General features: G+C 74.7%; 18 protein-coding genes and 1 tRNA gene. 7 read left to right on the plus strand and 12 right to left on the minus strand.

The window, feature by feature from the left end; all coding sequences use genetic code 11:
* Positions 1-182: 182 nt before the first annotated feature.
* Together ABZ881_RS11300 and ABZ881_RS11305 are read right to left on the minus strand one after the other, a co-directional pair.
* Entirely contained in the window at positions 183-1,511 is a 1,329-nt protein-coding gene (locus ABZ881_RS11300) for an ABC transporter substrate-binding protein (RefSeq protein WP_358483783.1), read from the minus strand.
* Between the two features lie 345 nt (positions 1,512-1,856).
* On the minus strand, positions 1,857-2,492 hold the full coding sequence (locus tag ABZ881_RS11305) for a response regulator (RefSeq protein WP_358483785.1): 636 nt from the start codon (positions 2,490-2,492) through the stop codon (positions 1,857-1,859).
* 315 nt (positions 2,493-2,807) lie between these two features.
* On the opposite strand from ABZ881_RS11305, the gene ABZ881_RS11310 reads away from it, so the two are divergent.
* Entirely contained in the window at positions 2,808-3,077 is a 270-nt protein-coding gene (locus ABZ881_RS11310; RefSeq protein WP_358483786.1) for a hypothetical protein, read from the plus strand.
* A gap of 96 nt (positions 3,078-3,173) precedes the next feature.
* On the opposite strand, the gene ABZ881_RS11315 is transcribed toward ABZ881_RS11310, so the two are convergent.
* From ABZ881_RS11315 to ABZ881_RS11330, 4 genes are all read right to left on the minus strand, one after another.
* Positions 3,174-3,821 (minus strand): universal stress protein, encoded by a 648-nt coding sequence (locus tag ABZ881_RS11315; RefSeq protein WP_358483787.1) that lies wholly within the window; start codon positions 3,819-3,821, stop codon positions 3,174-3,176.
* Between the two features lie 149 nt (positions 3,822-3,970).
* Positions 3,971-4,044: transfer RNA gene (locus tag ABZ881_RS11320), tRNA-Leu, on the minus strand.
* A gap of 98 nt (positions 4,045-4,142) precedes the next feature.
* On the minus strand, positions 4,143-5,324 hold the full coding sequence (locus ABZ881_RS11325) for a class I SAM-dependent RNA methyltransferase (RefSeq protein WP_358483972.1): 1,182 nt from the start codon (positions 5,322-5,324) through the stop codon (positions 4,143-4,145).
* Between the two features lie 17 nt (positions 5,325-5,341).
* Positions 5,342-7,396 carry an APC family permease gene (locus ABZ881_RS11330; protein ID WP_358483789.1) on the minus strand — a complete coding sequence of 685 codons (2,055 nt, stop codon included), beginning with the start codon at positions 7,394-7,396 and terminating at the stop codon, positions 5,342-5,344.
* A 126-nt stretch (positions 7,397-7,522) separates the two neighbouring features.
* Here ABZ881_RS11330 and ABZ881_RS11335 point away from each other — a divergent pair, with 126 nt between their 5' ends.
* Positions 7,523-8,185 carry a TrkA family potassium uptake protein gene (locus ABZ881_RS11335; protein ID WP_344026303.1) on the plus strand — a complete coding sequence of 221 codons (663 nt, stop codon included), beginning with the start codon at positions 7,523-7,525 and terminating at the stop codon, positions 8,183-8,185.
* Positions 8,185-8,844, plus strand: coding sequence for a TrkA family potassium uptake protein (locus tag ABZ881_RS11340; RefSeq protein WP_358483791.1), 660 nt, complete (start codon positions 8,185-8,187; stop codon positions 8,842-8,844). Before ABZ881_RS11335 ends, ABZ881_RS11340 begins: the two co-directional genes overlap by 1 nt.
* Before the next feature lie 22 nt (positions 8,845-8,866).
* Here ABZ881_RS11340 and ABZ881_RS11345 read toward each other — a convergent pair whose 3' ends face one another.
* The 4 genes from ABZ881_RS11345 to dut form a co-directional block, all read right to left on the minus strand.
* Positions 8,867-9,580, minus strand: coding sequence for a DUF3159 domain-containing protein (locus ABZ881_RS11345; RefSeq protein WP_344026308.1), 714 nt, complete (start codon positions 9,578-9,580; stop codon positions 8,867-8,869).
* A 46-nt stretch (positions 9,581-9,626) separates the two neighbouring features.
* Positions 9,627-10,007: an OB-fold nucleic acid binding domain-containing protein gene (locus ABZ881_RS11350; RefSeq protein WP_344026310.1), complete on the minus strand. Its 381-nt coding sequence runs from the start codon at positions 10,005-10,007 to the stop codon at positions 9,627-9,629.
* Positions 10,008-10,224: 217 nt separating this feature from the next.
* Positions 10,225-13,761 (minus strand): DUF3710 domain-containing protein, encoded by a 3,537-nt coding sequence (locus ABZ881_RS11355; RefSeq protein ID WP_358483793.1) that lies wholly within the window; start codon positions 13,759-13,761, stop codon positions 10,225-10,227.
* Between the two features lie 23 nt (positions 13,762-13,784).
* Positions 13,785-14,300: a dUTP diphosphatase gene (gene dut, locus ABZ881_RS11360; RefSeq protein ID WP_358483795.1), complete on the minus strand. Its 516-nt coding sequence runs from the start codon at positions 14,298-14,300 to the stop codon at positions 13,785-13,787.
* A 25-nt stretch (positions 14,301-14,325) separates the two neighbouring features.
* On the opposite strand from dut, the gene ABZ881_RS11365 reads away from it, so the two are divergent.
* A complete protein-coding gene (locus ABZ881_RS11365) occupies positions 14,326-14,829 on the plus strand; it encodes a DUF3093 domain-containing protein (protein WP_358483797.1) in 504 nt (167 codons plus the stop codon).
* A gap of 78 nt (positions 14,830-14,907) precedes the next feature.
* On the opposite strand, the gene ABZ881_RS11370 is transcribed toward ABZ881_RS11365, so the two are convergent.
* Positions 14,908-15,210, minus strand: coding sequence for a DUF4193 domain-containing protein (locus ABZ881_RS11370; RefSeq protein WP_020626973.1), 303 nt, complete (start codon positions 15,208-15,210; stop codon positions 14,908-14,910).
* A gap of 342 nt (positions 15,211-15,552) precedes the next feature.
* On the opposite strand from ABZ881_RS11370, the gene ABZ881_RS11375 reads away from it, so the two are divergent.
* Both ABZ881_RS11375 and cei read left to right on the plus strand, forming a co-directional pair.
* Entirely contained in the window at positions 15,553-16,671 is a 1,119-nt protein-coding gene (locus ABZ881_RS11375) for a phosphotransferase family protein (RefSeq protein ID WP_358483799.1), read from the plus strand.
* Complete coding sequence (gene cei / locus ABZ881_RS11380) at positions 16,671-17,300, plus strand: envelope integrity protein Cei (protein ID WP_358483801.1); 630 nt, start codon at positions 16,671-16,673, stop codon at positions 17,298-17,300. Before ABZ881_RS11375 ends, cei begins: the two co-directional genes overlap by 1 nt.
* Positions 17,301-17,310: 10 nt before the next feature.
* Here the strand turns inward: cei and ABZ881_RS11385 are convergent, their stop codons facing one another.
* Positions 17,311-18,165: an inositol monophosphatase family protein gene (locus ABZ881_RS11385; protein WP_358483802.1), complete on the minus strand. Its 855-nt coding sequence runs from the start codon at positions 18,163-18,165 to the stop codon at positions 17,311-17,313.
* Positions 18,166-18,369: 204 nt separating this feature from the next.
* Between ABZ881_RS11385 and ABZ881_RS11390 the strand changes: the two genes are divergently transcribed.
* A complete protein-coding gene (locus ABZ881_RS11390; RefSeq protein WP_344026377.1) occupies positions 18,370-19,827 on the plus strand; it encodes an RNA polymerase sigma factor in 1,458 nt (485 codons plus the stop codon).
* Positions 19,828-19,879: the final 52 nt, after the last annotated feature.

Here is a 19,879-nt window from a genome sequence, read left to right on the forward strand (position 1 = left end):
TCCGAGCGGCCCGGCAGCGGCACGAACCACCCGGCAGGGCACCGAAGTCGGAGCCGACCCCGGCGCGTGCCGCCAGGGCCGCGGGTGCGATCCGCGGGACGTGCACACGACCCACGGCTCCCGGGCCGGCGCACGACGAGGGGGCGGACCCGCGGGCCCGCCCCCTCGTCGTGCGTCGGGACTCAGCCCTGCGCACCCACCCGGATGAAGGTGGGGTCGTCGGCCAGCGTGTTCTCCCCCGTGAAGGTGAGCACACCGTACGAGCCGGAACCGGGCTCACCGGCGTCGGTGAAGTCCAGGGTGCCGGTCACGCCGTCGTAGTCGACGTCACCGCCCTGGTCGAGGATCGCCTTGCAGTCGGCGAAGGTGGTGCACTTCTCGCCGTCCTTGGTGATCCCGTTGATCTCGGACGCGATGTCGGCACCGTTCGTCGACTGCGCCGCCTCGGCCGCCAGCGCCGAGATGATCACGGCGTCGTACGACTCACCGGCGTAGTTGACGTCGGTCAGGCTCGGGTCCTCGGCCCGCAGCCGCTGCTCGAAGTCCCCGGAGAGCTCGGTGAGCGGCGTGGTGCCCTTCATGCCCTCCAGCAGCCCGGGCGGCAGACCCTCGCCGAGGGCGTTGCCCATGTTGCCGTCGGTGCCGTAGACGCCCTTCTGGGCCGGCCCGATCTGGACCTCGCTCATCCGGGTGATGATGCGCTTCGACTCGTCGAAGCCGATCACCGCGATCGAGTCAGGATCGAACTGCGCGATCTGGTCGATCTCCGGGTTGAACGACGCCGCGTTCGGGTCGTAGATGATCTTCTGGATCTGGTCCTGCGGGATGCCCGCGGAGACCAGGTTCTGCTCGGTGTTGTCGGCCAGCCCGGCGCCGTACGGGTCGTTACGGGCCAGGATGCTCACCCGCTGACCACCGTCGGAGGTGATCAGCTGCGCGAGCGCCTGCGCCTGCAGGACGTCCGGCGGAGCGGTCCGGAAGTACAGCCCGGCGTCCTCCCAGCAGGTGAACTCGTCCGAGGTGTTCGCCGGCGAGAACTGCACCACACCCGCACCGGTGATCTTGTCGATCACCAGCTTGGACACGCCGGACGCCGCGGCGCCGACAATGACCTGGGTCCCGGAGGCCAGGTGCCGGTCGACCGTCTGGTTGGCGATGTCGGTGGTGTCGTCACCGGAGTCGCCGCGCAGGTGCTCGACCGGGCTGCCGACGACGCCACCCGCCTCGTTGATCTCCGCGAGCGCCACCTCGACACCGGCGAACTCCGGCGGGCCGAGGAAGGCCAGGCTGCCGGTCTCGGGCAGCAGCGTGCCGATCTTCAGCGGCTCGGTGCTGGGGTTACCGGTGGGCTGCGCCTGCGGCGGTGTGCACTCCTGGCCGGCGGCGGCCGGAGCCTCGCTCCCCGCCGTGTCCTCTCCACCGGCGCCGGCGTCCCCACCGCCGCCACAGCCGGCAAGTACCAGCGTCGTCACCCCGGCCAGGGCGGCGAATCGCCACGTTGATCGCGTCATACAGGTTCCCCTTCGACCGCCCCCCGCCGTCGAAGTCGCGCGGGAGGATGGCGGAAAACTAGTACGCGCGAACCAGGAAATGGGAGCCGATCACCGCTCGTGACACGAATGTGATGATTCGACTCACGACCGTCACGTAATGATCTTTCCGGGTGTGCACCTTGCCACGCGCAGTGACCGGTCAGTTCTCGGTGAACCGGATCGGCAGAATCGGAATCGTTCTGAAACTGTCGGTGCTGTAACGCCGGGCCGGGTGCGCACGATGTGATCCGGCCCCGGAACGCACCGCAGCCCCCGCGGCCGGGTGGCTGCGGGGGCTGCAGTGGGAGCCGGTGCGGCGGTGCGTCAGGAGGACGACTTGGCGGGCGCCAGCCCGTCGACGACGGCCTCGGCAACCGCCTTCATCGTCGTCCGGCGGTCCATCGCGGTGCGCTGGATCCAGCGGAACGCCTCGGGCTCGGACATCTTCTGGTGGGTCATCAGCAGGCCCTTGGCCCGGTCGACGACCTTGCGGGTCTCGAACCGCTCGTTGAGCGAGGCCACCTCGTCCTCGAGCGCCTTCTTCTCGGCGAACCGGGAGACGGCGAGCTCGATCGCCGGCACCAGCTCGTGCCGGGCGAACGGCTTGACCAGGTAGGCCATGGCGCCGGCGTCGCGGGCGCGCTCGATCAGGTCACGCTGGCTGAACGCGGTCAGCATGACGACCGGGGCGATCTTCTCCTCGACGATCGTCGCGGCCGCCTCGATGCCGTCCTTCTTGGGCATCTTGACGTCCATGATCACCAGATCCGGGGACAGCTCGCGGGCCTGGCTGATGGCCGCCTCGCCGTCGCCCGCCTCGCCGGCGATCTGGTAGCCCTCCTCGGAGAGCATCTCGGCGAGATCCATCCGGATCAGGGCCTCGTCCTCGACGACCAGCACCCGCCACCCGGGCTGCGGGCCGCCCTCGGCCGGCTTCTCTGCGGGAACGTTGTCGGTCACCGGGGAACTCCTTCGGGGTACGTACGGGGCACGGGCACTCGGGGCACTGACACACGGGGCCACTGGAGTACAGGGCCACTGGGACCGGACCCCGAGGCTACTCGCGGACCCCCGTCCGGGTCGTCTCACTTCGGCCTTTCGTGTGCGGAAACACGCCACCGTGGACGCGTTACCCGTCCGATCGGCCAGGGGCGCACCGTCCCTCATTTCCCGGTTCACGCCGTCGGACCCGGCGCGGGCGCACCCCAAGTGCCCTGGCCCGGCCGGCCGCGGGTGCCGATCGTCGGCCGGACAGGCACGAGAGGGGACAGCACCATGATCGAGCTCCTGGACGGCGTCTACGGCTTCCGCCCGGTCGGGCGGATCTCCGTGGCCGACTACGAACAGGTGGTGGTCCCGGTGTTCGACCGGGCCGACGCCGAGCGGCGACGGCTGCGGCTGCTCTGCGTCGTCGATCCGGGCGTTCACCGGGCTGGAACCGGACGCCCTGTGGGAGGACCTGCGGGTCGGCCTGCGGGCGATGCCGATGATGGGCGCTCGCGATCGGCTGGGCGGCGGCCTGGGTGCGGGCCGGCGGAGCCGTGACCGGCGCCGGGTCCCGGCGGGCCGCACCCCGGGGCCTGGCCGTGGCCGGCGGGCCCGAGCCGGGCCGCCGGCCCGGAACGGGGTCGTGAGCGGACCTCAGGCCGGTGCGGATTCGTTGCGCGCGACCAGCACCGGGCAGTGCGCGTGGTGCAGCAGCGCCCGGCTGACCGAGCCGAGCAGCAGCCCGGCGATGCCGCCGCGGCCGCGGGACCCGACCACGACCAGCCTGGCGCCGGCGGAGGCCGCGACGAGTGCCCGGGCGGCGCCGTCGACGCCGACGACCACCGGACCGCCGGGGGTGTGCAACCCGCGCAGCACGACGACCGGGCAGCGGGCGGTCGCCGCCGTGCCGACCGCGACCGAGCCGGCGAGCAGCTCGGCGAAGCCGCCGCGGCCGCGGTCGCCCAGCACCAGCAGGCGGGCGTGCACCGACTCGTGGTGCAGCGCGGTGACCGCGGAGGCCTCCGCGACCGCGGTGCAGATCCGGTGCGCGGGCAGCACCTCCCGGGCCACGACGACCGCGTCCTCCAGGTTGCGGGCCGCGGTCTCCCTGGCCCGGCGGGCCCGGTCCGCGGCGCCGATCGGGGCGAGCCCGCCGTCGTCGTCGAGCCGCCCGGTCGCGGCGACGAGCCGCAGCGGGAGGTCCCGGGCGAGCGCGTCCTGCGCGGCCCAGCGGACCGCGGCCAGCGCCTGCCCGGAACCGTCCACCCCGCACACCACCGGGGCCACCGTCGGGTCGTCCATCTACCGGTCCCTCTCCGTCGTCGGTGACACCGACGATGGCCTGCGGCGGGAGGGTGCGCCGCGGGCCGCGGTCCCCGGGCGGTCGGGACGAAGGACCCGGGCGGGCGAGGCGGAACCGTGCCGGAACGGCCGGTGGATCTGCTGGACCGTGCCCCCGGTGGGATTCGAACCCACACTGTACGGTGTTTGAGACCGCCTTCTCTGCCAATTGGAATACGAGGGCGTGAAACGTTCGGCGTATTCGCTTCCGTTCCCAGCCTAGCGGGCCGCCGGACGGCCGCGGAATCCGGGCGCGGCCCGCGCCGGGCCCCCGGCGACCGGTCAGCCGAGCCGTTCGAGCAGCACGGCGGCCTCCAGGTGATGGGTCATCGGGAACGCGTCGAACCCGCGCAGCGCGGCCACCCGGTAGCCGGCCCGGGCGAACAGCGCGAGGTCCCGGCCGAGCGCGGCCGGGTCGCAGGCGACGTGCACCACCCGGCGCGGGCGGCGGTCGGCGAGCGCGCGCACGGTGGCGGCGCCGAGCCCGGCCCGCGGCGGGTCGGTGACGACGACGTCCGGGTCCGGGCCGAGTCGGGCGATCTCCCGCTCGGCCCGGCCGGGCACGAACCTGACCTGCGGCAGGTCGGCGAGCGCGGCCCGGCCGTCCTGCGCCGCGGACCACGAGGACTCCACCACGATCACCGTGCCGTCCGGCCCGACCTGCCCGGCCAGCACCGACCCGAGCAGCCCGACGCCGCCGTAGAGGTCCCAGGCGACACCGCCGGCCGGGGCGTCCGCCCAGTCCCCGACGACGCCGGCGAGGGTGTCCGCCAGCGCCGGGTGCACCTGCCAGAACGTCCCCGGCGACAGCTCCCAGGTCCGGCCGGCGGCGCGCACCGTGGTGCCGGTACCGACCCGGGCGGCGCCGTCGTCGCCGACCGTCACCTCCAGCTCGGTCCCCGGGGCGAACCGCTGCTCCAGCACCGGCCCGAGCGCGCCGGCGGGGACCAGCGAGCAGTCCGCGATCTCGCACACGTCGTGGCTGCGGTGCGCGCGCAGGCCGGGCACGCCCGCGTCGTCGACGGCGAGCCGGGCCCGGGTCCGCCAGCCGAACGGGCCACCGGGCAGCTCCTCGACGACGACCTCGTGCAGCGGCACCGACGACAGCCCGGCGGCCGGCCACGCGAGCCGGTCCAGCTGTTCGCGCAGCACCGCGGTCTTCAGCTCGCGCTGGGCCGGCGGTGCCGCGTGCTGGAAGTCGCAGCCGCCGCAGCCGCCGGGACCGGCCCACGGGCACGCCGGTTCCACCCGGTCCGGGGAGGGATCCAGCACGGCGACCGTGTCGGCCCGGCAGAACGCGCCGCCCGGGTCCTCGGTCACCACCGCCCGGACCCGCTCCCCCGGCAGCGCGTGCCGGACGAACACGACCCGGCCGTCGCCGTCGACCCCCGGGGTGCCGTCCTCGGCGGCCCTGGCCACGAAGTGCCCGCCGTGCGCGACCGGGCCGACCAGCAGCTCCAGCATCCGGTCGGTCCAGTCGGTCACCGGCGTGTCTCCTTCGTGCGAGCGCTGCCCGTCGTCGTACGTGTGTCCTCGCCCGGTCCGGCGGTGCCGTCCGGGTAGCCGCGCCGGGACGCGCCCGGCGCCTGCAGCGGCGACAGCGCCCTGGCCCGCGACGACGACGGCAGCTGCCACGGCACGCTCGTCACCATCACCCCCGGCTGGAACAGCAGCCGCGTCTTGAGCCGCAGCGCGCTCTGATTGTGCAGCACCTGCTCCCACCAGTGCCCGACGACGTACTCCGGGATGTAGACGGTGACGACGTTGCGCGGCGAGTCGGTGCGGATCCGCTTCACGTAGTCCAGCACGGGCCGGGTGATCTCCCGGTAGGGGGACTCCACCACCTTGAGCGGGACCGGGACCCCGCGCCGGTGCCACTGGTCGACCAGCTTCTTGGTCTCGGCGTCGTCGACGTTGACGGTGACGGCCTCCAGTATGTCCGGCCGGGTCGCGCGGGCGTAGGCGAGGGCCCGCAGCGTCGGCTTGTGCAGGGTGGACACCAGGACGACGGCGTGGTTGCGCGACGGCAGCACGTCGTCGGTCTCGTCGGCCACCAGCGCGGCGGCGACCCGGTCGTAGTGCAGCTGGATGCCGCGCATGAGCAGGAAGAAGCCGGCCATGGCGACGATCGCGATCCAGGCGCCGAGGGTGAACTTGGTGATCAGCACGGTGACCAGGACCAGGCCGGTCATGCAGGCCCCGAACCCGTTGATCGCCTGACTGCGCCGGATCCGGCGGCGCTGCGCCTGCTCGGGGCCCAGCTCCAGCTCCCGGTTCCAGTGCCGGACCATCCCGGCCTGGGACAGCGTGAAGGACACGAACACGCCGACGGTGTAGAGCGGGATCAGCCGGGTCACCTCGGCCTGGAAGCCGACCACCAGCAGGATCGCGAACAGCGCCAGCACGACGATGCCGTTGGAGAACGCCAGCCGGTCGCCCCGGGTGTGCAGCTGGCGGGGCAGGTAGCGGTCCTGGGACAGGATCGAGCCGAGCACCGGGAAGCCGTTGAAGGCGGTATTCGCGGCCAGCACCAGGATCAGCGCGGTCATCACGATCACGAACAGGTAGCCCGGCGGGAAGTTGTCGAACACGGCGTCGGCGAGCTGCGCGATCAGCGTCTGCTGGCGGTAGCCCTCCGGGGCGTCCGGGAACTGCCGCGCCGGGTCCTCCGCGATCTGCACGTGGGTCAGCTGGGCCAGCGCGATCAGGCCCATGAACAGCGACACCGACATCACGCCGAGCAGCAGCAGCGTGGTCGCCGCGTTGCGCGACTTGGGCTTGCGGAACGCGGGCACCCCGTTGGAGATGGCCTCGACACCGGTCAGCGCGGCTGCGCCCTGGGTGAACGACCGCAGCACCAGCAGCACCAGCGCCAGACCGGTGAAGGCGTCGCCCTCGGCGACCAGGTCGAGATCGGCGCTCGCGGCCCGGACGTCGTCGCCGAGGATCAGGATCCGGGTCAGCCCCCAGATGATCATCGTGCCGACGCCGAACACGAACGCGTACACCGGCACCGCGAACGCGGCCCCGGACTCCCGGATCCCGCGCAGGTTGATCGCGGTGAGCACGGCGATCGCGGACACCGCGAACAGCACCTTGTGCTCGGCGACGTAGGGCACCAGCGCGCCGATGTTCGCCGCCGCCGCGGAGATCGACACCGCGACGGTGAGCGTGTAGTCGACCAGCAGCGCGCTGGCGACGGTGAGCCCGGCGTTGCGGCCCAGGTTGACCGTGGCGACCTCGTAGTCGCCGCCGCCGGACGGGTAGGCGTGCACGTTCTGCCGATAGCTCGCCACCACCGTCAGCAGGACGACGACGACCGCCAGCCCGATCCACGGCGACATCACGTACGACGCGACGCCGGCCACCGACAGCGTCAGGAAGATCTCCTCGGGGGCGTAGGCCACCGACGACATCGCGTCCGAGGCGAACACCGGGAGCGCGATCCGCTTGGGGAGGAGTGTGCTGGTCAGGCGGTCGCTGCGCTGCGGTCGGCCGACGACGAGCCGCTTCAGGGCGACGACGAGCGTGGACACGAGCGCAGCCTATGCCTCGTGCAACACGGCGACGCGATAACGTGCGCCCCGTCGTGACCCGGTGCGGCACAGACGGAACGAATCGTACATCCCGGGCTGTTGCCCGCCGGAAGGACCCAGCTCGCCATGCACGTCGTGATCATGGGATGTGGACGCGTCGGCTCGTCCCTCGCCTCCGGGCTGGAGCGGCTCGGGCACGAGGTCGCCGTGATCGACCGGGACCCGCAGGCGTTCCGCAGGCTCGGCCCGGACTTCCGGGGCCGGCAGGTGGTCGGGTTCGGCTTCCACCGCAGCGTGCTCGACGAGGCCGGGCTGGACTCGGCGGACGCGTTCGCCGCCGTCTCCTCCGGGGACAACTCGAACATCATCGCGGCCCGGGTGGCCCGGGAGAGCTACGGCGTGGAGAAGGTCGTCGCCCGGATCTACGACGCGAAGCGGGCCGCGGTCTACGAGCGGCTCGGCATCCCGACCGTCGCCACCGTGCCGTGGACGACCGACCGGCTGCTGCGGATGCTGCTGCCCGACGGCGTCGCCACCGCCTGGCGGGAGCCGACCGGCACGGTCGCGGTGCTGCCGTTGCCGCTGCACGAGGACTGGGTCGGCCGGTCGGTGCGCGACCTGGAGGAGGCGACCGCGTCGCGGGTGGCGTTCATCGTCCGGTTCGGCAGCGGGGTGCTCCCGACCGCGACGACCATCGTGCAGGCCGAGGACACGGTGTACGTGGCCGCGGTGTCGGGCACGGTCAGCGACGTGACGGCGGCCGCCGCGGCGCCGCCGGAGGAGGACTGATGCGGGTCGCGATCGCCGGGGCGGGCGCCGTCGGGCGTTCCATCGCGCTGGAGCTCGTCGAGTCCGGGCACCGGGTGATGCTGATCGAGCGCGAGCTCGCCCAGATCGACCCGGGCGCGGTCCCGGACGCCGAGTGGGTGCACGCCGACGCCTGCGAGCTGGCCTCGCTGGAGGACGCCGGCGTCGAGGGATGCGACGTGGTCATCGCGGCGACCGGCGACGACAAGGTCAATCTCGTGGTGTCGCTGCTGGCGAAGACCGAGTTCGGGGTGCGCCGGGTGGTGGCCCGGGTGAACGACCCGCGCAACGAGTGGCTGTTCGGCGAGAACTGGGGGGTCGACGTCGCCGTGTCCACCCCGCGGCTGCTGGCGGCGCTGGTCGAGGAGGCCGTCGCCGTCGGCGACCTGGTGCGGCTGCTGACGCTGCGCCAGGGCCAGGCGAACCTGGTCGAGGTGACGCTGCCCGAGGACACGCCGCTGGCCGGCCGCCCGGTACGCTCGGTGTCGCTGCCGCCGGACTCGGCGCTGGTGACGATCCTGCGTGGCGGCCGGGTGATCGTGCCCCAGCCCGACGACGCCCTGGAGCCGGGTGACGAGCTGTTGTTCGTCGCGACGACCGCGGTCGAGGACGACATCCGGGAGGCCCTGGCCCGGCCGTGAGCCCCGGTCGTGGGCCCGGCCGTCAGACGCGGGTGGCGCTCTCCGCCCGCCGCACGATCAGCACGGTCGCCAGCAGCGCGAGGCCCAGCAGCGGGTAGCCCATCGCGAGCCGGGCGATGCCCAGCCAGGTCTCGGCGTTGGCGTCGTAGAGCAGTCCCTGCACGACCACCCTGGAGACGAAGACGACCGCGAGCAACCCGGTGGCGATCGTGTACGCCCGAAGCAGGACCGGGTTCTCCCGCCATTCCATGCCGCGCGAGTTGATGCCGTTCCAGATCACCCCGGCGATCGGCCAGCGCACGATCATCGACACGATCGCGGTGAGCGCGAAGAACGAGCTGATGAGCAGGCCGGGCAGGTAGAAGCCGCGGGCCTCGCCGGTCTGCCGCGCGACCAGCGCGCAGATGCCGACGCCGAGCAGGCCGGACACGGCCGGCTGGATCGGGTCACGGCGGACCAGCCGCCACACCATCACCGCGACGCCGACGGCGAGCGCCGCGTACAGCCCCGGCTGCAGCCCGGCGATCAGGTTGACCAGTACGAACACCGCGACCGGCACCGAGGAGGCGACGATCCCGGAGAGGCCGCCCATCTGTTCCATCAGGGTCGGCCCGGCCTGCGGGTCGCGCCCACCGCCGGGCACCGGTGGCCCGACGGGGCCGGTCTGCTCGTCGCCTGCCGGCGGCGGGTCGACCCGCGGGAGCCGGGTGGTCGGGGCCTCGTGGTGGTCGCTCACGGATTCCGATCGTTCGTCGCGGCCCGGTGCACCGGGCCGGGGCGGGCTACTGCTGGGGCTGGCAGATCTCGTAGTACGGGTTGTACAGCACCTTCTGCCCGTCACGGACGGAGATCCGCCCGCGCACGCGCATCGTGCGGCCCGCCTCGATACCGGGGATGCGCCGGCGGCCCATCCAGACCAGGGTGACGCCGTCGGTGCCGTCGAACAGCTCGGCCTTCAGCGTGGCGTCGGCGCTCTGCGGGCAGAGCTCGACGCTGCGGATCCGGCCGAGCATCGTGACCTCCTCGCCGCAGGTGCAGTCGCGGGCCGGCCGTGCACCGGTCTCCTCGACGTCCTCGGCCAGGTCGCGGGCGTCGAGCTCGTCGACGTCGCTGGTGAGTGTGCGGAGCATCCGGCGGAACGCCCCGCCGTCCGTGCTGCCCATGTCCCTCCTCGCCCCGCGTGGCCCGTGTTCCGCACATCGTGCGGCGACCCGCCGGGCCGTGGTGTCGCGCGCCAAGGGTAACGCGCGCGGGCCCCGGTTTGTGCCCGCGCAACGGCAGCTCACAGCGGGTGGCCGGGCGCGACCACCGGTCACCCGCCGGCGCCCGGTGGTCGCTGCCGGGCGGACCGGCGGACCGGGCCGGTGGTGCGCCCGCCGTTCAGTCCCGCCGGTGCTTCCCGAGGTCGCGGGGATCGGTGCCGTTGCTGCGCCGACCGGACGACCACTGCCCGGTCACACCGGAGACGCCCGCCGCGCGACCGGCCTCTCCGACCGGTTCGTCCGGGCCGTCCCCCGGGTCGCCCGCGGTGCCGCGGGAGGACGCCATGGCCCGGCTCGCACGGTAGTCGGCGAGGCCGGTGACGCCGTTCGGGCGCCGGACCGGCTCGTCGTCGTACGGGGCGGGCCCGGCACCGTCCGGGCGCCCGGCCGACGCGCTGCGCAGCAGGTCCTGCAGGGCGCTGCGGGCCTCGTCGGCCGAGGTCGGGCCGCCGTCGCGGTATCGGTCGGCGGCCGACGGTGCCCGGAACAGGTCGTCTCCCCCGGGCCCGGGATCCACGGTGGGCCGGTCGGCGGACTCGACGGGGTGGGTGCCGTTCACCTGGCCGTCCCGGTCGTGGCCGCCGGGCTCGGCGGCGTGGCCGCCGGTCCGGTGGTCCCCGTTCACCCGGCCACCGGACCGTCGCTCCGTGGACCGGGCAGCGGCGTCCCGGTGCGGCGCGTTCCCGTTCGATCGCGCCCGGCCGGTGGTCCCGTACCGGGTCTCCCCCGGCTCTCTCAGACCAGATCCGGACCGCTCGCCACCGGGCGTCGCGCTGGGCGCGGTCCCGGACCGGCGGCGACCGGTCCCGGCGTCCAGCGCGGCCGAGGCCAGGATGTCGGCGACCGACATCCCGCCGCCGGTGCCCTCGCCGTGTCGCCCGGAGCGGCGGGCCGCGGCGATCTCCGCCGACATCCAGCCCTCGTCGGCGCCACCTGCCGGATCGTCGTCCCGGCGGCGGCCGGTGGTGCGTTCCGGCCGGTCCGCGGCGGCCGGACGTTCGTGTCGTTCGCGGCGCGGCAGCGCGGGCGGCGGTTCGGGGATCCGGTCGAGCGTCGCCTCCATCAGTGGGACGTCGGACAGGGGGATGTCCTCGATCGCCAGCGCGGGACGCGGCCCGGTCCCGGCCCGGTCGGTCCCCGGCCGGTCGGTCCCGGCCCGGTCGTCGGGCTCGGTGCCGTCGCGACCGGCGAGCAGCTCTGCTGCCTCGACCCGGTCCCCCGGGTCGCGGTCCTCGGACCGGCGACGCCGGGTCCGCCGACCGGCGTCCGGGTCGGCGGCCGGTGGGATGTCCGATGCACCCGCGCCGAACGGCGGTGTGTCATCCCCCGACCGGCCGGGACGACCGGCACCGTCACCGAGGTCGGCACGCTCGGCCCGGTCGCTCCGGTCGGCGCGCTCGCGCCGGTTGCGGTCGGCGCGCTCGCTGCGGGCCTGCTCCTCCCGGGCGGCCTCCGCCTCGGCCAGCAGATCCGCCACCGACAGCGAGGTCACCGCCGGGTCGCGGCGGACCGGCGGCTCCGGCGCCGGCTCCGGCGCCCGGTCACGCAGCGACGGTTCCGGGTTGCGAACCGGCTCCGCAGCACGCGCGGGATCACGAACCGGTTCTGCGACGCGAGCGGACTCCAGGGCCGATTCCGCGGCGCGAACCGGCTCCCGGACCGATTCCGCGGCGCGGGCGGACTCACGAACCGGCTCCGGGGCGTGCGCCGGGCGCGGCGCGTGGATCGGCCCCCGGGGGGTCTGGGCCGTGGGAGCGGGCACCCGGCCGGCCCCGGTCGCCGGACCGGTCCGCCGGCGCGGCGGGGCGGCCTGCTCGCGGTCGTCGCGCACCGGGGCGCCGCGGGCCGGCTCCGCCGGCCGGGTGCGCCGGTCGGGCCTGCCGTAGCGGCCGGTCGCCGGCTGGGCGAGGGCGTCCGGCTCGTCGAGGTCCTGGGGACCTGCGGCGATCGTGGTGCGCTCGGCGGGTGCCTCCGGCGGGATCGGCCGGGCGAGGGCCGTCCGCTCGGCGGCGGTCTCGTCGGGGACCGCCGAGGCCGCGGCGGGACGCCGGCCCACCATCGGCAGGGCCCGGGTCTCCGGCTCCGGTGCGGGACCGTCGGGGCGCCGCAGCGGCGCGGACACCGGCCCGCCGGCCGGGGCGCGACGGGCCGCGGCGGGCGCGGGGCGCGCGTCCTCGCGCTGCGGGGCGGCGCCCGGCCGCGGCGTCGCACCGGTCGCGGGTGCCTTCGTGGCCCCCGACTCCCCGGCGGGCCGGGGCACCGACACCGTGATGCTCGGCTTCTGCGGCGCGACGTCGGGCTGCTCCTCGCGCATGTGCTCGGGCAGCTCGAGCGGCAGCACCGTCCGCGGCGGGTACGGCGACTTCCCGCGCACGACGATGATCCCGCGCAGCACCCGGCGGAGCTCCACGTCCAGCGCCTCGACGGTCTCCAGCGCCGCCGTCGCGACGCCGTAGACCATCCAGCGCGGCCCGTCGCAGCCGACGAACACCGACGCGGCGTTCTCGGTGCGGGCGTGCAGCTCGCGACCCCAGTCGCCGCGCGTGGTGCGGATCCGCGCACCGCCGTTGCGCAGCGACTGCTCGATCTCGGCCGACAGGTCGGCCCACAACCCCGACGAGCGGGGTGCGGCGAGCGCGCTGACCGCGATCCGGCCCTCGGGCAGCAGCAGGTGGACGGCCTGCGGGCGCTCGGCGCCCGCCGGTTCGAGCTTCAGCTCGGCGCCGTAGGGCACCGGGACGTGGATCGCCCCGAGATCGACGCGGGCGAGCGCGTCGGTCATCGACGGGTCGAGCTCCTCGACGTCGGCCGGGCCGAGCGGGCGGCCGCCGCTGCCGGGCGGCGGCACCGACAGCGGGGCGTCGCCGACGCCGTACTCGTCGTCGTCGTACTGGTCGTCGTCGTACTGGTCGTCGCCGTACTCGTCGGCCTCGTCCCGCTCGTCGTACCCATCGTCACCGCCGTCGCGGTACGCCGCTGCGCCGGATCCCGCGCGGCCCCACCCGGGATCGTCGGGGTCACCGCCGTCGAAGCCCTGCGGGGTGCGGTCGCGGGCGTAGGCCGGCTCGTCGCCCTCGCTGCGGTGGCTGAGCAGCGGGGGCTCGGAGCGGTCCCAGCGGCCGTCCGGGGCGACCCGCTCGTCGCGCTCCTCGGGGGTGGCGCTGCGGAACCGGCCGGAGGCGTCGCGGCGGACCTGCGGGACCGCCGCGGTGGCCGAGGCGCGGTCCGGCGCCGGGGGCCTGCGCCCCGTGCCGTTGCGGCCGGCGCCGTCGGTCGCCCGGGGCTGCCCGGCGGGACCGGCGGCCCCGCGCGGGCCGCCGGGGCCCCGCCCGGGGACGTCACCCGGCGCACCGTTCCGACCGGCCGGCCCACCGGCACCGTCGGCCGGCCCGGCTGCACGTCCGGACGGCCGCGCGGCACGGCCGTCCGGCCCACCGGCACGGCCGTCCGGCCCACCGGCACGGCCGTTGGGCCCGCCGATCGGCCCGCCCGCCCGGCCGGCCGGACGACCGGTGCGGGCGGCGTCGGCTCCCGCGTAGTGGTCGGCGTAGTCGTCGTAGGGCGCGACGTCGGAGTCGACGCCGTACCCCGGGTAGCCGGGGTAGGTCCCGGTCCCGGTGTCCTCGACCCCGTGCTCGGGCTGGATGTCGAACATCCGCCCCCGTGTACGTCCGGGCATCAGTCGGTGCCTCCAGCGGGTCCGAGCGCGGTAGTGCCTCCGGTCGAGCCGTGGCCCGCGACGCCACGCGCGGACTCCGGCAGGGCCGGGACCTCGACGAACCGTGCGGTCTCGATCCGCTGCACGACGAGCTGCGCGATCCGGTCGCCCCGGCGCAGCGTGACCGGCTCGACCGGGTCGAGGTTGACCAGGCAGACCTTGATCTCGCCGCGGTAGCCGGCGTCGACGGTGCCGGGCGCGTTGACGATCGACAGCCCGCAGCGGGCCGCCAGCCCGGACCGGGGGTGCACGAACCCGGCGAAGCCCGCGGGCAGTGCGATCGCGATGCCGGTGCCGACCAGCGCGCGTTCGCCGGGCGCGAGCACCAGGTCCTCGGTGGTCACCAGGTCGGCCCCGGCGTCCCCCGGCCGCGCATAGGCGGGTGGCGGGACGTCGGGGTCGAGCCGGGTCAGCAACACGTCGACAGACGGTGCGACCAGCGGCTCGTCCGGGGGAGCGGGCGCGGAACCGGGCACGGCGGGCGACGCTACCCTGGGACCCGTGAGCGATCGGCTTCCGGAGAGCGACTCTGCGACGTCCGGCCCCACTGCGTTCGACGAGCGGTTGTCCGTCCCGGTGTGGTGGTACCTGCTGGCGTTGGGTCTCGGCAGCCTGATGGGCGCCCAGATCCACATGGGCTATCCGGGCCTGCGGGCCTGGATCGGCTACGCCACGATGATCCCGCTGTGCATCGGCGTCCTGTGGTGGATGGGGCGCAGCCGCACCACGGTGCGTGACGGCAGGCTCGTCTCGAACGGGCGGGAGCTGCTGCTGTCGCAGGTCGGCGTCACCGACACGGTGCAACCGAGGGACAAGCAGCAGGCGATGGGTCCGGACCTCGATCCGACGGCCTACGTCCTGCACCGGGCCTGGGTCGGCCCGCTGGTGCGGGTGGAGGTCACCGATCCGGCCGTCTACGAGCCGTACTGGGTGCTGAGCACTCGCCACCCGGAGGAGCTGCGGTCGGCGATCGCGGCGCAGGCACCGCATCCGCAGGCCCCCTGACGGATCGCGGACCGGCCCCGCAGACGCGGACGGGCCCCGGCGGAGTTCCGCCGGGGCCCGTCCGATGTCGGTGGAAGGTCAGGCCGCGCAGTCGCGGCAGAGGAACTGTCCGCCCGAGGAGCTGGCCAGCCGGCTGCGGTGGTGCACCAGGAAGCAGCTGGCACAGGTGAACTCGTCCGCCTGCTTGGGCAGCACGTTCACCGTCAGCTCCTCGCCGGACAGATCCGCGCCCGGGAGCTCGTAGCTCTCCGCGGTGTCGGTCTCCTCGACGTCGACGACCGCGGACTGCGCCTCGTTGCGGCGCTGCTTGAGCTCGTCGAGCGAGTCCTCGGCCATCTCATCGGCCTCGTTGCGACGCGGAGCGTCGTAGTCGGTCGCCATGGGTCTCACCCTTGCCATTCACGTCGTGCTGCCCACTCCGGCCCGGTGAGCAGCAGGTCCTTCGCCTTGGTTCAGTCGTCGCGTGCCGCAGGGGAACGTCGCGGCGAGCAGGTTTGTGCCCGGCAGCGGTAGTGACGCCGGTCTCACTCCGCCGACGGTTCGGCAGTGATCGACTCGCGCCCGTCCGGAGGAACCGGTCCGCCACCGGCGGGCGGCAGGGTAGCCCAGCGCCCGGCGGGCGTCGCGAGGGGTGTCCCACCGGCGACCGCGAGAGTACGCCGCCGGCCACGCCAGGGTGTCGTGGCGGCCGCCCCGCCGTCGTCGCGACTAGGGTCTGTCGGCGTGACGACGAGTGCCCGCACGCCCACACCCGGTGCCGATCCCGCCGCGGTCGGCGGGTGGCTCGCCACCGTCCTCGACGACGAGCGGTGGACCTCCGCGCGGCTGGCGCCGATCGGTGCGGGCCGCTCGAACCTCACCTACCGGGTCGACTCCGCAGCCGGGTCCGTGGTGCTGCGCCGCCCGCCGGTCGGCGACGTCGCCGCCACGGCCCACGACATGGGCCGCGAGCAGCGGGTCATCGCCGCGCTCGCCGGCACCGCGGTGCCGGTGCCCGCGGTGCTCGCCACCTACCCGGGCACGGCCGACGCAGCCGGGCACGACGGCCCGGCGGGGCCGACCGACGCGCCGTGCTTCGTGATGGAGCTCGTCGACGGCGTCGTGCCGCTGGCCGACCTGCCGGACGGCTGGGCGACGACCGGGGACGACCGGCGGCGGATCGGGGAGGCCCTGGTCGACGTCCTGGCCGCCCTGCACGCCGTCGACCCGGCGGAGATCGGGCTGGCCGACTTCGGCCGCCCCGAGGGCTTCATGGAGCGCCAGATCCGGCGCTGGGGCAAGCAGTGGGCGGCCGCCCGCGACGGCGCCGACCCGATCCCGGTCGACGAGGCGGTGGAGACCGATCTCACCCGGCTCGCCGAGCGGCTCGCCGCCGACGTCCCCGCCACCCAGCGGCACACGATCGTGCACGGCGACTACCGGCTGGACAACTGCGTGTTCGACGCCGCCGATCCGGGCCGGATCCGGGCCGTCCTGGACTGGGAGATGTCGACCCTCGGCGATCCGCTCGCCGACGTGGGCCTGCTGCTCGTCTACTGGAAGCAGGCCGGGGACACCGGGATCTGGGCGGACGCCCAGCCGCTGCCCGGGCCGACCACCCTGCCCGGCTTCCCGACCCGCCGGGAGCTGGTCGACGGTTACGCCGCCCGGACCGGTCTCGATCCCGCGCCGCTGCCCTGGTACGTCGCGTTCGGCGCGTTCAAGCTGGCCGTGGTGCTCGCCGGGATCCTGGCCCGGGTCCGCGCCGGGTCGGTGCCCGCGCAGATGGCCGACGGCCTGGACGGCTCGGTCGGTCCGCTCGTCGCGCTCGGCCATCACGTGCTGGACGGGGGCGGGTTCTGATGTTCCCGGACACGTCCCGCCGCGAACGGCCCTACGAGCGCCGGCGCAGCCGGCCGATCATCCTGACCGCCGCGGCGCTGGCCGTGCTCGCCGTCGCCACCTGGACGGTGGTGCTCGGCACCGCGTCGGACGGGCCGTCGTCGACCGACTGCCCGGCCCCCGCCGCCGGCGCACTGCCCGGCACCGAGCTGGACCGCAGCGAGCTGGCCGGGGTCTCCCCCGCCGCCCCGCGCGACGTCCGGTTCCAGGTGCTCAACGCCGGCGGCCAGCGCGGCCAGGCGAACCTGGTCTCCGCGCAGCTCAAGGACCTGGAGTTCGGCGAGGCGACCGCGCCGGGCAACGACCCGGCGTTCCCGGACGGCGACCTGGGCTGCATCGGGCAGATGCGGTTCGGCGCGGACGGCGAACCGGCCGCGGCCACCCTGGCGCTCGCCCTGCCCTGCGTCGAGCTGATCCGCGACGACCGCCCGGGCGCCGTCGTCGACGTCGTGGTCGGCACCGCCTTCACCGACGTCGCACCCGGCCGCGCCGCCCGCGACGTGCTGGACCAGCTGTCGTCGCCGGGGGTCGAGGGCGGCCCGCGGGCCGACGAGGGGCTGCTGGTCCAGGCCCGCGACGGGGTCTGCTGACCTCCGGGACTCAGACCTGCGCGGCGCCGCTGCGGCGGGCCAGCCCGGCCAGCTCGTGGGCGATCCCCGGGGCGGCGGCCAGGGTGACGTCGTCGCCCAGTCCCCCGGTCGTCCCGCCCGCGTCGGCCAGGTCGGACATGCCCGGCGGGACGGCGATGTGCAGCACCGCGCCCGCCTCGCGGGCGATCAGCGCGCCGGCCGCCCAGTCCCACCAGTTGCAGCCGTGCTCGAGGTAGCCGTCCAGCCAGCCGGCCGCGACCGCGCACAGGTCGAGCGCCGCCGCGCCGGCCCGGCGCACGTCGCGCACCTCGGGCAGCATCGCGGCGACCATCCGCGCCTGGCGGGCGCGGCGCTCGGACCGGTAGGCGAAGCCGGTGCCGATCAGCGCCTGGCCGATCTCGGTGGTCGCCGCCACCGCCAGCGGCCGCCCGTCGCAGGTCGCGCCGAGCCCCCGGCCGGCCGACCAGAGCCGTCCCGCGGCGGGCTCGGCGACCGCGCCCGCGACGGTCGCACCGCCGTCGACCGCGGCGACCGAGATCGCGTACCAGGGCAGTCCGTACAGGTAGTTGACGGTGCCGTCGATCGGGTCGACCACCCAGCGGGCGGTGGCCGCGTCACCCGCGCCCTCCTCCCCGTACACCGGCTCGCCCGGGCGCAGCTGCGCCAGCCGGTCCCGGACGAACCGCTCCACCGAGGCGTCGGACGCGGTCACGACGTCGGTCGGGGACGACTTGGTGGACACCGCACCGGCAGCGCTCGCGTCCCGCGGGGCGGGCAGGCCGCGCAGGTGCTCGGTGGCCTCCGCCGCGACCTGCTCGGCGACGGCGCGGAGGGTGGCGGGATCGCTGGTCTCGTGCAGGCTCACGGCCCCATCCGACCACGCGCGGGACCACCCGGACGCGCGGGGCGGCGTGAGGTGCGTCCCGTCCCGCGGTGCGCAGTTACAATGGAACGCGCACCCCGTCTCCGGAACGCGCGGCGACCACCATCGACGCCGGCGACCGAGGCGGTGCCAGGACAGAACATTCCGACCGATCCGTGATCCCGCCGCCCGGCGGACATCCCGGCGATCCGGTCGCGTAACGACTCCAGCGCACGTAGCGAGAGGGCCCAGGTGGCAGCCGCAGACTCCGCAGCACGCAGCGACTCGACCGTCGAACCGACGTCGGGTCCCGCATCCCGCAGCCGCCGTACGTCCGGTGCGGCCGCGTCCACCACCACGGCGAACAGCACCGTCAAGAAGGCGGCCACGCGTACCCGCAAGACCGCGGCTCCGAAGACCGGTCCGAAGAAGGCGGCCCCGAAGAAGGGGACCGACCCGGCGACGGACGGCGAGGGCGTCGAGCTCGACGAGGCCGCGGTCGACCTCGAGGACGGCGAGATCGAGGCCGAGGACATCGAGGCCGACATCGCCGAGGCGGCGGCCGACGAGACCGACACCGCCGACGAGCCGGACGAGGACGACGACTCCGACGACGAGACCAACACCGGCAAGAACCGGGTGGCGCCGACCACCCGGGCGTCGCAGCAGAAGTCGGCCGACTTCGTCTGGGACGAAGAGGAGTCCGAGGCGCTGCGCCAGGCGCGCAAGGACGCGGAGCTCACCGCCTCCGCCGACTCCGTCCGGGCCTACCTCAAGCAGATCGGCAAGGTGGCGCTGCTCAACGCCGAGGAGGAGGTCGAGCTCGCCAAGCGGATCGAGGCCGGCCTCTACGGCGCGGAGCGGATCCGCAAGCTGTTCGAGTCGAACGAGAAGCTCTCCCCGCAGATGCGGCGCGACCTGCGCTGGATCGTCCGGGACGGCGAACGCGCCAAGAACCACCTGCTCGAGGCCAACCTGCGACTGGTGGTGTCGCTGGCCAAGCGCTACACCGGCCGCGGCATGGCGTTCCTGGACCTGATCCAGGAGGGCAACCTGGGCCTGATCCGTGCGGTCGAGAAGTTCGACTACACCAAGGGCTACAAGTTCTCGACGTACGCGACGTGGTGGATCCGGCAGGCCATCACCCGCGCGATGGCCGACCAGGCCCGCACCATCCGCATCCCGGTGCACATGGTGGAGGTCATCAACAAGCTCGGCCGCATACAGCGTGAGCTGCTCCAGGATCTCGGGCGCGAGCCCACTCCCGAGGAGCTCGCCAAGGAGATGGACATCACCCCGGAGAAGGTGCTGGAGATCCAGCAGTACGCCCGGGAGCCCATCTCGCTGGACCAGACCATCGGCGACGAGGGCGACTCGCAGCTCGGTGACTTCATCGAGGACTCCGAGGCCGTGGTGGCCGTGGACGCGGTCTCCTTCACCCTGCTGCAGGACCAGCTCCAGTCGGTGCTCGCGACGCTGTCCGAGCGCGAGGCGGGCGTGGTCCGGCTGCGGTTCGGCCTGACCGACGGTCAGCCGCGCACGCTCGACGAGATCGGCCAGGTCTACGGCGTGACCCGCGAGCGGATCCGCCAGATCGAGTCGAAGACGATGTCGAAGCTGCGCCACCCGTCGCGGTCCCAGGTGCTGCGGGACTACCTGGACTGATCCGACGACTCCGGTCGACGAGTGCCCCGGTCGCGATGCGACCGGGGCACTC

Origin of the sequence: Pseudonocardia sp. NPDC046786 (assembly GCF_040645415.1) — a bacterium.
Lineage (GTDB): Bacteria > Actinomycetota > Actinomycetes > Mycobacteriales > Pseudonocardiaceae > Pseudonocardia > Pseudonocardia kongjuensis.